The following is a 15,131-nucleotide window of genomic DNA, read 5'->3' on the forward strand; positions in this document are numbered from 1 at the left end:
GGATGGGTTCGCTCGGCAAGGCCCTTGCCGAGCATGGCTCGGCACTACCTCAGCGCAGCATCAGCATTTGTAGGAGCGGCGTAAGCCGCGAAGCTGGTGGACCTTCAGATTGCGGGCATGCCGGTGATTCCAACAATGCCTGCTTCGCGGCTTACGCCGCTCCTACAGGGACCGGATGGGTTCGCTCGGCAAGGCCCATGCCGAGCATGGCTCGGCACTACAGGTGATGCTTTGCCGAGCATGGCTCGGCACTACTTGGTTTCGCTGCTGATCTTTTCCAGATCCTTCTGCAGGTCCGCCATCAGCGGCGTCATTTTCTGCTGGATGGCGATCATCAGGTTCTGCATCAGTGCCGGGGTCTTGTCGAGCAGGCTTTGGCCTGCCGGGCTCTCGTAGAACTCGGCCATCGCCAATACGTCTTCTTTTGAAAACGACTGCTTGTACAGGTCCACATACATCGGCCGCATCTGCGACCAGGCCAGCGCCTGCCGCAGGGTCTGCGATGTGCGTTGCTGGATGCGCTGCAAGCCCGCTTTCTGCTCCGGGGTCAACGGCTGCTTCTCGGCGATCTGGGCGAACTGCTGCGCCTGCATAGCCTCCATCTGCGGCAGCATCGCGTCGAGCATGCTTTGCGCGCGTGATGCTGCCAGCAGGCGATTGACGTCGGCATCGGTGGCGGGTGTGGCCCAGGCCGGGGCGATGCCGGCCAACAGCAGGCTGGCGGCGATCAACAGGGGGGCGCAACGGGAAGAGAGAGAGCGGCGGCGCTGCATGGGTCGTCCTTGCGGTTTGCGGGAATTGAGCATAACCGGGGCGGCGGCAGGCCCCGTAGGCGGTTGTTGCGGCCTGCTGGAAGGGCCCGGACGCGCCTGGGCAGTTATGTAAGTGGTTGTTTTTTATGAAATCCCAGGTCTTACGATCCTTCACTAGCATAAATGAATGGCAAAATCATTACAGAAAGTGCGAAAAAAAGAGACTGGAGTCACGTTTTTATCTATGCTTCCCGCCGATGCTGCACCCAGGGGGGAGCACGTGGATTCGCAATCCGCGTGCCCGCGACAAGTAGGAAAATGCGATGGACAGTCTGACCGAGGGACCGACAGTGCTGGTTGTAGCCAGTGGAGTAGCGATTTTCACGCTGCTGCTGGCTAGTGTTCTGTTGGCGATCATTGTGTTCCTGCGCGTACGCGCGCAACGCCGGGACCAGCGTGACGCGCGCGCCCGGCAGTATTGGACCGAGGTTCTGCAGCGCGAGCTTGCCGGTGAAACCGTGCCGGTGACGCGTCTGCGACGCGAGGAAGCCAGCGGCTTCATTGAAGCCTGGAACGCGCTGTGTGAAACCCTGCCCGAGGCGTCGGTACGACGGCTGGCCCCGCTCGGCCATCGGGTCGGGTTGGTGGAGGCGGCGCAACGCATGCTGCGTGGCAGCTACCACGACCGCGCCATGACCATCATCGCGCTGGGCCATCTGCGTGATCGGCATCTATACGACCAGCTGGTGAAGTTCCTCGACGACCGCAGTCCCATCGTCTCGCTGTGTGCGGCGCGTGCGCTGGCGCAGGTGGATCCGCCGCGTGCGATGGCGGCATTCGTGCCGATGATCGCGCAACGCGAGGATTGGGTGCCGGGCAGCGTTGCGCGGATCCTGGCCGAGAACGTGGACGGCAGCGCCGCCCACGAGATCAGCAATGCCTTGCTGCGCGCCAATGCCGATTCCACGGTCAAGCTGGTGCGTTTCCTGGCCGACATCGATCCGCAGCGTGCGGCGGTGGTGGTGCGGCAACTGCTCGACGGCCATGTGGATGACCACATCATCTCGGTGTGCCTGCAGCTGATCACCGACCCGCAGGATCGCGAACGGGTCATCGGCTTCCTCACCGCCTCGCGTTGGCATGTACGCATGCACGCTGCTGCCGCGTTGGGCCGCATCGGCGGCAATGGCGACAGCATGCGTCTGGAGGCATTGCTGTCCGACAGCGTGTGGTGGGTGCGCTATCGCACCGCGCAGGCCCTGCTGGGCCTGCCGGGAATGGGGGCGGATGCACTGCGTGAACTGCAATCTCGGCATGGCGATGCCTATGGCCGCGACATCATCGAGCACGTGTTGTCCGAGCATGCTTTGAGGAGTTCGATATGAACGGCTACTGGCAGATGCTGGTGAGTTATGTGCAGCAGATTCCGTGGCTGCGCATTGCCGATTCGATGCAATGGTTCTTCATGATCTATTTCGTCGCCATCAATCTGGCGTACCTGATCCTGAATTACATCTCGGCCTATCAGATCGTGCGCTACATGCGCGAGTACCGAGCCAACTATCTGCCGGCCGGGCTGCGCGAATACCAGCCGCCGGTAAGCATCGTGCTGCCGGCCTACAACGAGGCGACCTCGGTGGTGTCCTCGGTGCGTTCGCTGCTGAAAACCGCCTACCCCGAGTTCGAGATCGTGGTGGTCAACGATGGTTCCAGCGACGGTACCCGCGATGCCTTGATCGCCGCGTTCGGGCTGGTACGCGTGCCCGAAGCCTACCGCACCCGCCTGCAGACCGAGCCGGTGCACGGGGTCTATGCCTCGGCCAGCCATCCCCGCGTGCGCATGGTCGACAAGGCCAACGGTGGCAAGGCCGATGCGCTCAACGCCGGCATCAACTGCGTGCGCTATCCCTTGTTCTGCGTGGTCGATGCCGACAGCATCCTGCAGCCGGAAAGCCTGTCGCGGGTGGTGCGGCCGTTCCTGGAGGACAGCCGCGTCGTCGCCAGTGGTGGCGTGGTGCGCGTGCTCAATGGCTGCACCGTGCGCGATGGCATGCTCGACAAAATCGGCTTGCCGACCCGTTGGTTGCCCAGCTTCCAGCTGGTCGAATACCTGCGCGCGTTCCTGTTCGGGCGCATGGGCTGGTCGCCGATGAACGCACTGCTGATCATCTCCGGCGCCTTCGGCGTGTTCTACAAGGAACGGGTGATCGCCATAGGCGGCTACCGCACCGACACCGTCGGCGAGGACATGGATCTGGTGATCCGCCTGCACCGCAACCTGCGCGAAGAAAAGCGCGACTACCGCATCGTATTCGTACCCGATCCGGTGTGCTGGACCGAGGCGCCGACCGATCTGGCGTCGTTGCGCAACCAGCGTATGCGTTGGCAGCGCGGCCTGGCCGAAAGCCTGTGGACCAATATCGGCATGCTGTTCAACCGACGCGGTGGCGCGGCGGGTTGGGTCGCGTTCCCGTTCATGCTGTTCTTCGAGTTTCTCGGGCCGATGATCGAAGTGGTGGGCTACGTCTCGATGATCGTGCTGGCCCTGTGCGGGCTGGTACAGCTGGATGTGTTCCTGATCTTCCTCGCCGCTGCAGTTGGCATGGGTATTCTGCTGTCGGTCAACGCAATGCTGCTGGAGGAACTGTCCTTCGGTCTGTACTCGCGGCCAACGCAGCAGCTGCGGCTGTTCGTGGTCGCGATTCTGGAGAACTTCGGCTATCGCCAGTTGAACTCGGTCTGGCGCTTCTCCGGCACGCTCAGCTGGTTGTTCACGCGGCGCAAGCGGCATAACTGGGGGCGCATCAGTCGAGATGGCTCCTGGCAGCACAGTCACAAGGAAGATGTACTGCCGGCGGCAGCCTCGCCGGTGGTCAGCGAATCGAGCCTTCAACAATGATTTCCAGGAACTGTTCCATGACCCAGCACCGCCTCTCCCGCGCTTCCCGTCATGTGCTCCCGCGTTGCCTCATGTTGGCGCTGGCGGCCACGCCCTTGCTGGCGATCGCACAGGAGGCACCCGATGCCTTGACCGTGCAGCTGACGCAGATCCGCGAGCAATCCGATGCAAACAACCGTGCGGCCACCATCGCACGCTATACCGCGCTGCTGGCCGAGCATCCGGACAACGGCGACGTACTGCTGGCACGCGGCCGCACCTATGCCTGGGACGGCCAATACGCCGCTGCCGAGGCCGACCTGCAACAGGTGACGAAGAACAGCCCGACCTACGCCGATGCGTGGTCGGCGCTGGGCGACATGTACCGCTGGAGCGACCGTCCGCAGCAGGCCGCCGATGCCTATTCGCGCTGGGTGGAACTGGCGCCGCAGGATCCGGCGGCGCGCATCGCACGCGGCCGGGAGCTGCGTGCGCTTGGCCAGCTCGCCGCCGCGCGTGCCGACTTTGATACGGCGCAAACGCTTGGTGCTGATCCAAAAGAGATCGCCGAGCTGCGGCTCAGCCTGCTGCCGCGCATGGCCAACCCCGATGCAGTGGCCGCTGATGGTTACCGTTGGGGCGCAAGCGTGGGTTGGGATCACACCCGCTTCAGCGGTGACCGGCAGAGCTGGAACGACAACGACCTGACCTTGCGCCGCTATCTCCCGCGTGGCTCGTTGGGCCTGGAACTGCTGCGCGCCGATCACTTCGATACTGCCGATACCGCCTGGGCGCTGGATGGCTATGTACCGTTGTGGTCGCGGGCCTACGCAAACCTGCGTTACCAGCGTGGCCCGTCCAGTGGCGTGCTGCCGCGGCAGACCTGGCGGGTGGAAGTGTTCCAGGGCGTGGGCAATGGCTGGGAACTGTCGGCCAGCGTCGATCATCTGCGCTTCTCCGATGACACCGAGTTCTACGGCGTCGGCGTCGGCCGCTATGTCGGCAACTGGTATGGCCGCTACAAGCTGCAGCATGTGCCCGGGGTTGGCTCGGGCAGCTGGAGCCACCGTGTGCTGCTGCGCAATTACTACAAGGGCGATGCCGACGACTATCTGGAAGTCAGCGTCAGCAGCGGCCGCAGCACCGACCTGGACCGGTTCGGCAGCGTCGTGCGTGACAGCAACGCGGCCATCGGTGTGGCATGGCGGCATCAGGTCACGCCGAACTGGGGCTTCAAGCTCGGTGCCGGCTATGCCGACGACGATGGCGGTTTTGACGAGCAGCGCCTGTCTGGCTCTATCTATACGCGTTGGTAACGGAGCAGTTGACGATGACATCCACGCATGACGGCGGCGCCTGGGCGCGTTTTTCTTCGGTATTCCCGGTGTTGCTGCTGGCGCAGCTGGTGCTGGTGGCGATGGCGGTGAGCAACGGTGTTGCCGCTGCCGGCGGTGGATTGCAGGGCGGGGCGATTGCTGGCATCGCCGGCGCGCAGGCGGTGTTGATGCTGCTGCGTGCGGTGCCGCTGCTGATGCTGTTGAGCGTGCCCCTGCTGATGATCAAGCGGACGTTGCCGCGCGTGATCACGGTGGGCGTGCTGTGGTCGGTATTCCTGATCGTGCAGGTGATGCTGGACCAGTATTTCCAGGTAGCGCATGTGCCACTGGGCGCGGACCTGTTTGGTTACAGCGTGGCTGAAATCCGCACCACCCTGGCCGATGGCGCACCGCTGGGCCTGCGCGGCGTGCTGGCGATGGCCCTGCCATTGCTGGTGCTGTGGTTGGGCCTGCTATGGGTGGCGCGGCGCGAGCTGAAAGGTTCGCCGGTATGGAGCACGGTATTGCTGGTCGCCGCTGGCATCGCCTGGATCCTGCCGCTGCCCACCGGTGCGGTGGCCTTGAAGGATATCGCCTCGCGTGACCTGGCCTGCAACAAGCTGGCCTGGTTCAGTGGTGATGTGTGGCGTTGGTTCAAGGGCGAGGCCGATGTGGCGGCTGCGCCCAGCGCGATGGCCAGCAATGAGCCCGCGCTGGATCCGGATTTCCCGTTCCTGCGGCAGGAACAGACGCCCGATACCTTGGGCGCGTACTTCTCGCCCACCAGCGATGGCCGCCCGCCGAACGTGGTGCTGATCGTGGTGGAAGGCTTGGGCCGCTCGTTCTCCGGCCCGCAGGCGCCGCTGGGCAGCTTCACTCCGTTCCTTGATGAGCTGGCCACGCGCAGCCTGTATTTCGACAACTTCCTGGCCAACCAGGGCCGCACCTTTGGCGTACTGCCGACCCTGATCGGCTCGGCGCCGTTTGCCGAGGAGGGCTTCACCGCGCTGGGCGAGCGCATGCCGCCGCATCCGGGTTTGTTCAGCGTGCTGCGCCAGCAGGGCTACAACACCGCCTTCTACAACGGCACCGATACCAACTTCGATGACGAGCGTGGCTACATGCAGGGCCAGCAGGTGCAGACGCTGGTGGACATGAACAACTTCGGCGAGGGATACCAGCGCAATCCGTTCAGCGCCTGGGGCTACCCGGACAAGGAACTGGTCTCGCGCGTGCTGGCCGACAACAACACGCTGCAGTCGCCGTTCCTGATGGCGATGCAGACCATCTCGATGCATACCAGCTACGAGTTCCCCGACCAGGATGTTTATCGCAAGCAGTTCGAACAGCGCCTGCAGCAACTGCAGGTGCCCGAAGCGCAGCGCGCCGGCTACCGCGCCAGCACCGACATCTACAGCACCATCATGTACACCGATGAGCAGCTGCGCCGCTATTTCACCTCGGTGGAAAAGACGCCCTGGTATGCCAATACCATTTTCGTGGTGACCGGCGACCACCGCCTGCCGGAGATCCCGATGGGCGAGCATGTGGACCGCTATCACGTGCCGCTTATCGTGTTCTCGCCGCTGCTCAAGCGGCCCAAGCGCATCCGCGCGGTGTCCTCGCAGTTGGACGTGACGCCGTCGCTGATGGCGCTGCTGTCCAACACCTACGGCCTCAAGCGTCCTGCGCAGACGGCGTGGCTGGGCACCGGCCTGGATATGGCCGAAACCTTCCGCAACACCCATCAGCTGCCGCTGAAGCAGACCAAGACCAGTGCGCCGGAATACCTGGCCGAACGCTGGTGGCTGCATGACGGCAAGTTGTACGAGTTGCAGGACGGCATGCACCTGGCCGAAACCGACGACGCCAGCGTGCGTGCCTGGGCGATGCAGCGCCTGCAGCGCTATACCCAGGCCAATGCGATCTTCATGAAGAAGAATGCACTGACGCCGGAAGGGCTGACCCCGAAACTGGTGGCCTATAGCGCACCGGCCGCAGCGGCGGCAGCGACCACCGCGCCGGTCGCGCACGGCTTGTCGCTGACGTCGGCCGAGCTGGCCGCTGTTGCCGATGGTGTGCAACTGACGGCGGTTTTCAGCAGCGGTGATCCCAAGCCCAGCCGGATGTTCGTGCCGCTGGCGGTGATGTCCAGCGAGGACGGCCGCGAGCTGCAGGAAGTCTATGGGCAGGCAATGCAGCTGCCGCCCGGTGGCAGCCAGCAGGTACAGCTGAAGCTGCGCCTGCCGCAGGATTGCGGCGGTCACTGCTATGTATCGGTGTTCCCCTCCGATCCGGACACGGGCAAGGCCATCGGCCAGGGCCGCTACCATCTGCAGGTAGATGCCGCCGCTACCGTGGAGAGTTCGCCATGACCCGAGGTTTCCATCTTGGCCTGTTGGCGGCGTTGTGCCTGTTGCCGGTGGCGCATGCAGCCGCTGCCAGTCGCGCTATCTGGACCTGGGAAGCCGAGTCCTACGCGATGATCGAAGACCCGGCGGTTGCCGACGAGGCGGTAACGTACCTGAAGTCGCAGCGCATCGACACCGTCTACCTGTACGCCGACGCGTACAAGGAGCGCAACCTCATCGTCGAGCAGCCGCAGTTGTACCGCGCCTTCATCGAGCGCCTGCATGGCAAGGGGATGAAGGTGTACGCGCTGCTGGGCTCCTGGTACCTGAGCACGCAGAACTACGTGCTGCCGGAATACCGCAAGGAGGCCGAAGCGATGTTCCGGCGGGTGGTGGAGTACAACGCATCGGTGCCGGCAGTGGCGCGCTTTGATGGCGCCAACCTGGACATCGAGCCGCATATTCTCGACCAATGGGAAGACGATACCCGCGAAGACCTGCTGATCGGCTTCCTGGACATGAGCGCGGCGGTGATGCGCATCAAGCAGGAAAGTGGTGCCACCTTGACGGTGGGCCCGGCAATTCCATTCTGGCTGGACGGCATCGAAGTGGAATGGAACGGCCGCAACCGGCCGGTCAGCGAGCACACCATCAACATCTACGATTACGTGGCGTTGATGGATTACCGCGACAAGGCCGAGGGCCGCGACAGCATCCTCTCGCACGCTGCCAGTGAGATCGCCTACGCCAATGAAGTTGGCAAGAAGGTGGTGATCGGCCTGGAAGTTTCGTCCAATGACATCAACAAGGTCACCTTCGATGAGGAAGGGCCGAAGGTGTTCGAGCAGGAAGTACGCAAGGTGGAACGCGCACTGCGCAACGAGCCCTCGTTTGATGGCTTTGCGATCCACCACTACCGCGCCTACCGGCGTTGGGCAGGGCGCTACTGGGAGTGAATCAAGCCCCCTCCCTTTTGCGCAGCAAAGGGGAGGGCTGGGGAGGGGTGCTTCTGCTTGAGCCCCCTCCCTTTTGCGCAGCAAAGGGGAGGGCTGGAGAGGGGTGCTCTTGCTTGAGCCCCCTCCCTTTTGCGTAGCAAAGGGGAGGGTTGGGGAGGGGTGCTTCTAAAGCTCCAGCCGCTCGACAAAACCCAGCCCGCAAGACCCTGCAGTTGCAGCCAGCGCAGGCACTCGAAGTGAGCCGCGAAAGGCACCCCTCCCCAACCCTCCCCTGCGCTATGCGCAAGGGAGGGGGTGATTGGCTGCAAGCCGCAGGGTCCGCAGCGGCGCCCGCTTTGCCCCCTCCCTTTTGCGTAGCAAAGGGGAGGGTTGGGGAGGGGTGCTTCTAAAGCTCCAGCCGCTCGGCAGAACCCAGCCCGCAAGACCCTGCAGTTGCAGTCAGCGCAGACACTCGAAGTGAGACGCGAAAGGCACCCCTCCCCAACCCTCCCCTGCGCCATGCGCAAGGGAGGGGGTGAATGGCTGCAAGCCGCAGGGTCCGCCGCGGCACCCGCTTTGCCCCCTCCCTTTTGCGTAGCAAAGGGGAGGGTTGGGGAGGGGTGCTTCTAAAGCTCCAGCCGCTCGGCAGAATCCAGCTCGCAAGACCCTGCAGTTGCAGCCAGCGCAGGCACTCGAAGTGAGCCGCGAAAGGCACCCCTCCCCAACCCTCCCCTGCGCCATGCGCAAGGGAGGGGGTGATTGGCTGCAAGTCGCAGGGTCCGCTGCGGCACCCGCTTTGCCCCCTCCCTTTTGCGTAGCAAAGGGGAGGGTTGGGGAGGGGTGTTTCTGCTTGAGCCCCCTCCCTTTTGCGCAGCAAAGGGGAGGGCTGGGGAGGGGTGCTTTCGCTTGAGCCCCTTCCCTGCGCTACGCCCCAAGGAGAGGGCTAAAACTGCCGCAGCCCGTACAATGCGCCGATGGCTACGGAGCAGATTGAAATCTCGGAACGATTGGCGATACCGGAAACGGAGATCGTCGAACGCTTCGTGCGTGCGTCCGGCGCCGGTGGGCAGAACGTCAACAAGGTCTCCACCGCGGTGGAACTGCGTTTTGACATCGCCAACTCGCCGTCGCTGCCCGAGCCGCTGCGCGAGCGTCTGCTCGCCCGCCGCGACCGCCGGGTAACCAGCGAAGGCGTGCTGGTGATCGATGCGCAACGCTTCCGCACCCAGGACCGCAACCGCCAGGATGCGCGTGAGCGGCTGGCCAGCTTCATCCAGGCCAGCCTCAGCGTGCCCAAGCCGCGGGTCGCGACCAAGCCTTCCTACGGCTCCAAGCTGCGCCGTCTGGATCAGAAAAAAGAACGCGCGCAGGTCAAGCGCGGCCGTTCAACACGTAATTGGGAGTAATGCTTGAGCAACACGCCGCCGACCGTTCCGGTCCTTCCCGCCGCCATGCCGCAGCGCAAGAACGCCGCCTTCAGCCGTTGGTTGGGGCGCAGCGTCCTGCGCCTGGGCGGCTGGCATATCCGTGGGCCGATCCCGGACCTGGCCAAGGCGGTGGTGATTGCCGCGCCGCATTCGTCCAACTGGGACGGCCTGTGGGGCTTGGCGGCGAAGATGGCGCTGGGCTTGGAAGCGCGCATCCTCGGCAAGGACAAGCTGTTCTGGTGGCCGCTGAGCGTGCTGCTGCGCCGGCTCGGCGTGGTGCCGCTGGACCGCAGTTCGCCGCAGGGCACGGTGGGCCAGGCGGTGGCGATGATCCGCGACAGCGAGCAGGTCTGGTATGCGCTGGCGCCGGAAGGTACTCGCAAGCAGGTGACTGAATGGAAGGGCGGTTTCCTGAAGATCGCGCGCATGGCCGATGTGCCCATCATCCCGGCCTATTTCCACTACCCGGAACGGGTGCTTGGCTTTGGCCCACCCTTCCATACCACCGGTGATGATGTGGCCGACATGGCCGCCATCCGCCAGTGGTACCGGCAATGGCAAGGCAAGAACCACAGCTCCAGCTGAGCGCCCAGCCGACATATCCGGCGCCGGCCGGCGCCACCATCGGCACATGTCGCCGGGCCTGGATCGGAGTAGGGTGAAAGGCTGTTCGAAGCCCGTTCCCAAGGAGCCGTTTCATGTCGCGTACCGTTGTTCTGGCCGCCGCCATCAGCCTTGCGCTGGCCGCCTGTTCTGGCAAGGAGTCCACTGCCCCCGTGACCGCCAATGCACCCGCGCCGGCCGCCAACCCGGCCGATGCCTCCACCAATCCGTTCATGACTGTCAGCTCGCTGCCGTTCCAGGCGCCGGCCTTCGACAAGATCAAGGACAGCGATTACCTGCCGGCCTTCGAAGAAGGCATGCGCCAGCAGCTGGCGGAGATCAAGCAGATCACCGACAACACCCAGCCGGCCACCTTCGACAACACCTTGCTGCCGATGGAAAAATCCGGCGCCATCCTGGACCGCGTCAGCCGCGTGTTCTTCAGCGTGGTGCAGGCCGATACCAACCCGGAGCGGCAGAAGATCCAGGAAGACGTGGTGCCCAAGCTGGCCGCGCACAGCGATGCCATCCGTTTGGATGCCAAGTTGTTCGAGCGCATCAAGAGCATCTATGACGCACGTGCCGAAGCTGGTCTGGACCCCGAGCAGCTGCGCGTGGTCGAAGAAACCTACAAGGGCTTTGTCAAGGCCGGTGCCCAGCTCAGCGATACCGACAAGGAAACGCTGAAGCAGTACAACGCCGAGGAAGCCACCCTCGCCAACGATTTCCACAACAAGCTGGTTGCGGCCACTGCCGCCGGTGCGGTCACCATCGACGACAAGGCGCAGCTCGCTGGCCTGTCCGATGGCGATATCGCCGCCGCTGAAGATGCCGCCAAGGGTCGCAAGCTGGATGGCAAGTGGGTGCTGAGCCTGCAGAACACCACCCAGCAGCCGGTGCTCGGCTCGCTGCAGGACCGCGACGTGCGCGCCAAGGTGCTGCAGGCCTCGGAAACCCGCACCGAGCACGGCGATGCCAACGACACCCGCAAGATCATCCAGCGTCTGGCCCAGCTGCGCGCGGCCAAGGCCAAGCTGCTCGGCTTCCCCAACTTCGCCGCCTACAACCTGACCGACCAGATGGCGCAGACGCCGGAGCATGCGCTCAAGCTGCTGACCGATACCGTGCCGGCGGCCACCGCCAAGGCGCGTGGTGAGCTGGCTGAAATCCAGAAGGTGATTGACGCGCAGAAGGGCGGCTTCAAGGCCACCGCGTCGGATTGGGATTTCTATGCCGAGCAGGTACGCAAGGCCAAGTACGACCTGGACGAGTCGCAGATCAAGCCCTACTTCGAGCTGGACAACGTGCTGCAGAACGGCGTTTTCTTCGCCGCCAACCAGCTCTACGGCCTGACTTTCAAGGAGCGCACCGACCTGCCGGTCTATCACCCGGACGTGCGCGTGTTTGAAGTCACCGATGCCAACGGCCAGCCGCTGGCGCTGTTCTACGCCGATTTCTACAAGCGCGACAGCAAGTCCGGCGGCGCCTGGATGGACGTGTTTGTCGAACAGGACGGCCTGACCGGCACCAAGCCGGTGGTCTACAACGTCAGCAACTTCACCAAGCCTGCCGCCGGCCAGCCCGCGCTGCTGAGCTGGGACGACGTGACCACGATGTTCCACGAGTTCGGCCACGCCCTGCACGGCATGTTCTCCAACACCAAGTACCCCAGCGTGGCCGGCACCGGCGTGCCGCGTGACTTCGTCGAGTTCCCGTCGCAGTTCAACGAGCACTGGGCCTCGGACCCGAAGGTATTCGCCAACTACGCCAAGCACTACCAGACCAAGGCAGCGATGCCGCAGGAGCTGGTGGACAAGATCGCCAAGGCCAAGACCTTCAACCAGGGCTATATGACCACCGAGTATCTGTCGGCGGCGCTGCTGGACCTGGCCTGGCATACGCAGGGTGCTGACGCCCCGCTGCAGGACGTGGACAAGTTCGAAGCCGATGCGCTGAAGCGCTACAAGGTGGATCTGGCGCAGGTGCCGCCGCGTTACCGCAGCAGCTACTTCGATCACATCTGGGGCGGCGGTTATTCGGCCGGTTATTACGCCTATTTCTGGGCGGAAATGATCGACCACGACGCGTTCGAATGGTTCAAGGAGAACGGCGGCCTTACCCGTGAAAACGGCCAGGTGTTCCGCGACAAGATCCTGTCGATCGGCAATACCCGCGACCTGGCAACGGCCTACCGTGATTTCCGAGGCAAGGACCCGAGCGTCGAGCCGCTGCTGCACAACCGAGGCCTGAAATAAGCGCGGCTAGCGTGAACGTGTGAAACGACGAACGGCAGGGGAAACCCTGCCGTTCGTGCATCTGCGTGTTGTGGGGCGGGTTGGCGCCCGCTGGAGTTACTCGCAACGCACCTTGGTGATGACGTTGTTGGCGTCCACGAACACGCGCAGGCGATCCTGGCGGATATCGCGCGACACGATCGTGTTCGGGCCGATGGGGTTGAGCAGGCCAGCGCCGCTTTCCTTCTTCAGGCGGCGCACGGTGGGTTCGTCATTGACCGTGCCTAGCGCCCATTGCAGGCCTGCATCGCTGCAACGGCCAAAATCGGGATCGGTATTGGCAACCGGCGGCGCGCTCACGCAAGCGCTCAAGGCAGTGGTCAACAAAGCGCCGACCAGCAACGGGCGCAGCGCGGCAACGGTGTGATGCAGTGTGATCTGAGGCATGGGCAGTTCCTCCGTTCGAATATGCGCTGAGCATAGCAGTGGCTTGTCGCCGGATTGCTGTTTTTCAGGACTGCCAAGCCGGTCGCCGCCCGTCAATGAATGGCTGTTAGGATCAATCCGATTGCAGTACTGACCTGGTCCAGCCAAGGGAGCCCGCTCCATGAAATCAGCCAAGCGATCCATCATTGCCGCCTGTGCCACCGTGCTGTTCGGTATGGCCGGCATGCAGCAGCAAGCCGACGCCTGCACCCGCTTTGTTTACCACGGCGCCGGCAATGAAATCTTCACCGGCCGCTCGATGGACTACAAGATCGACACCGGCACCCACCTGTGGATGTTCCCGCGCGGCATGCAGCGTACCGGCGAAACCGGTCCGGACACGCTGAAGTGGACCTCGCGCTACGGCAGCGTCATTGCCAGCGCCTATGACATCGCCACCACCGACGGCATGAACGAGGCCGGCCTGGTCGCCAACCTGCTATGGCTGGCCGAATCCGAATACCCCGAGCGCAACAGCGGCAAGCCCGGCCTGAGCATCTCGGCGTGGACGCAGTACATGCTCGACAACTTCGCCACCGTTGAAGAAGCGGTAAAGGTGTTGAGCGCCGAGCCCTTCACCCTGGTCAGCGATGCAGCGCCCGGCGAGCAGCGCCTGGCCACGCTGCATCTGTCGCTGTCCGATGCCAGTGGCGACAGCGCCATCATCGAATACATCAAGGGCAAGCAGGTCATTCACCACAGCCGCGAGTACAAGGTGATGACCAACTCGCCGATCTTTGAGCAGCAGCTGGCGCTGGAGAGCTATTGGCGCGAGATCGGTGGCACGGTGATGCTGCCGGGCACCAACCGCGCGGCGGATCGTTTCGCACGTGCTGCGTTCTACATCGACGCGATCCCAAAATCGGCCGACCCGGTGGAGTCCACGGCCAGCGTGTTCGGCGTTATCCGCAACGTGTCGGTGCCGTATGGCATCACCACCCCGGACCAACCCAACATCTCGTCCACCCGCTGGCGCACAGTGTCCGACCAGTCGCGCATGCGTTACTACTTCGAGTCGGCGCTGGCCACCAATGTGTTCTGGGTGGACCTGAAAAAGATCGACTTCAGCGAGAACGGCGGCAAGGTGAAGCGGCTGGATCTTGGTCCACAGCAGCGCACCATTTACTCCGGTGAAGCCAACGCCCAGTTCAAGGACGCCAAACCGTTCCGTTTCCTCGGCGTGTAACGCGCACCCTGTGTGCCCGGGCAAGCCGGGCACGCGACATCCGGAGCTTCAATGAAAACCCGATTCAACCTCAAGCGGGCGTGCTTGCCGCTGCTGTTGCTTGCGATGGGCGGCGTTCCGCTTGCGCATGCGCAGGGCAACAGCAATGACGACAGCTGGCGTTTCCAGGCCACGCCCTACGTGTGGATGAGCGGCATGGAAGGCCAGGTAAGGCCGTTCCGTGCTGCACCGATGGCTGATGTGGATAAATCCTTTTCCGAGTTGATGGACAGCTTGGACGCGGCCGCCTTCATCACCGGCACCGCGCGCCGTGGCGACTTCGTACTGCAGGCCGATTTCACCCATGCATCGACGTCGGATTCGACACCGCTGCCGATGGGCCTGGCAGCGAAGGTGAAAGTGCGCCAGACCTCGGTGACCGCAACGGCGGGTTACGCGTGGATGGCCACCGAGCGCACCGGCATAGATCTGTTGGCCGGTATCCGCTATTGGGACATCAGCGCCGCGGTGAACGTACCGGGGCTGGTATCGGCGCGTTCGGATTCCTCGTTCGTCGACCCGATTGCCGGCGTGCGCTGGCGGCAGGCGCTGACGCCGCGCTGGAGCAGCATTGCCTACGTAGACGTAGGTGGCTTTGGTGTGGGCTCGGATTCCACCTGGCAGCTGTTGGCGTTGGCCAACTACCAGGCCACCGACCAGCTGTTCGTCTCGATGGGCTACCGCCACCAGAGCCTGGATTACCGCGACAACGGCAAGCGCCTGGACGTATCCCTGTCCGGCCCGATGCTGGGCGTGACGTACCAGTTCGGCGCAGGGCGATAAGGCCGAAGCCTGAAGCCCCTCTCCCTGCGGGAGAGGGGTTGGGGAGAGGGTAGGGGGCGAAGACCTCCGCAATCATCTACGCAGGTGCTCCGCACCAACCCTCATCCGCCCTTCGGGCACCTTCTCCCGAAGGGAGAAGGA

12 protein-coding genes are annotated in these 15,131 nt (G+C 63.8%); 10 read left to right on the plus strand and 2 right to left on the minus strand.

The annotated features are described in order from the left end of the window. Window positions 1-251: 251 nt before the first annotated feature. Window positions 252-773, minus strand: a complete 522-nt coding sequence (locus tag ABE493_RS18655) for a DUF2059 domain-containing protein (RefSeq protein WP_346500766.1) — start codon at window positions 771-773, stop codon at window positions 252-254. A gap of 302 nt (window positions 774-1,075) precedes the next feature. Here ABE493_RS18655 and ABE493_RS18660 point away from each other — a divergent pair, with 302 nt between their 5' ends. From ABE493_RS18660 to dcp, 8 genes are all read left to right on the plus strand, one after another. Continuing rightward, window positions 1,076-2,137, plus strand: a complete 1,062-nt coding sequence (locus ABE493_RS18660; protein WP_346500768.1) for a HEAT repeat domain-containing protein — start codon at window positions 1,076-1,078, stop codon at window positions 2,135-2,137. Continuing rightward, window positions 2,134-3,651: a glycosyltransferase family 2 protein gene (locus ABE493_RS18665; protein WP_346500770.1), complete on the plus strand. Its 1,518-nt coding sequence runs from the start codon at window positions 2,134-2,136 to the stop codon at window positions 3,649-3,651. Before ABE493_RS18660 ends, ABE493_RS18665 begins: the two co-directional genes overlap by 4 nt. Before the next feature lie 17 nt (window positions 3,652-3,668). Continuing rightward, window positions 3,669-4,946 carry a YaiO family outer membrane beta-barrel protein gene (locus tag ABE493_RS18670; RefSeq protein ID WP_346500772.1) on the plus strand — a complete coding sequence of 426 codons (1,278 nt, stop codon included), beginning with the start codon at window positions 3,669-3,671 and terminating at the stop codon, window positions 4,944-4,946. Window positions 4,947-4,960: 14 nt separating this feature from the next. Further along, complete coding sequence (locus ABE493_RS18675; RefSeq protein ID WP_346500774.1) at window positions 4,961-7,321, plus strand: LTA synthase family protein; 2,361 nt, start codon at window positions 4,961-4,963, stop codon at window positions 7,319-7,321. Then, window positions 7,318-8,253 carry a hypothetical protein gene (locus tag ABE493_RS18680; protein WP_346500776.1) on the plus strand — a complete coding sequence of 312 codons (936 nt, stop codon included), beginning with the start codon at window positions 7,318-7,320 and terminating at the stop codon, window positions 8,251-8,253. Before ABE493_RS18675 ends, ABE493_RS18680 begins: the two co-directional genes overlap by 4 nt. Before the next feature lie 953 nt (window positions 8,254-9,206). Then, window positions 9,207-9,638 (plus strand): alternative ribosome rescue aminoacyl-tRNA hydrolase ArfB, encoded by a 432-nt coding sequence (arfB, locus tag ABE493_RS18685; protein ID WP_346500778.1) that lies wholly within the window; start codon window positions 9,207-9,209, stop codon window positions 9,636-9,638. A gap of 45 nt (window positions 9,639-9,683) precedes the next feature. Further along, window positions 9,684-10,244: a lysophospholipid acyltransferase family protein gene (locus ABE493_RS18690; RefSeq protein WP_346500786.1), complete on the plus strand. Its 561-nt coding sequence runs from the start codon at window positions 9,684-9,686 to the stop codon at window positions 10,242-10,244. Between the two features lie 113 nt (window positions 10,245-10,357). Next, window positions 10,358-12,517, plus strand: coding sequence for a peptidyl-dipeptidase Dcp (gene dcp, locus ABE493_RS18695; RefSeq protein ID WP_346500780.1), 2,160 nt, complete (start codon window positions 10,358-10,360; stop codon window positions 12,515-12,517). Between the two features lie 96 nt (window positions 12,518-12,613). On the opposite strand, the gene ABE493_RS18700 is transcribed toward dcp, so the two are convergent. Beyond that, on the minus strand, window positions 12,614-12,943 hold the full coding sequence (locus ABE493_RS18700) for a hypothetical protein (RefSeq protein WP_346500782.1): 330 nt from the start codon (window positions 12,941-12,943) through the stop codon (window positions 12,614-12,616). Between the two features lie 160 nt (window positions 12,944-13,103). Between ABE493_RS18700 and ABE493_RS18705 the strand changes: the two genes are divergently transcribed. After that, window positions 13,104-14,168, plus strand: coding sequence for a linear amide C-N hydrolase (locus ABE493_RS18705; protein ID WP_430980819.1), 1,065 nt, complete (start codon window positions 13,104-13,106; stop codon window positions 14,166-14,168). Window positions 14,169-14,219: 51 nt separating this feature from the next. Beyond that, the gene (locus tag ABE493_RS18710) at window positions 14,220-14,990 is read left to right on the plus strand and encodes a hypothetical protein (protein WP_346500784.1); all 771 of its coding nucleotides are present in this window, start codon (window positions 14,220-14,222) and stop codon (window positions 14,988-14,990) included. Window positions 14,991-15,131 lie beyond the last annotated feature (141 nt).

This window comes from Stenotrophomonas terrae, from assembly GCF_039674165.1.
Taxonomy (GTDB): domain Bacteria; phylum Pseudomonadota; class Gammaproteobacteria; order Xanthomonadales; family Xanthomonadaceae; genus Stenotrophomonas; species Stenotrophomonas terrae_A.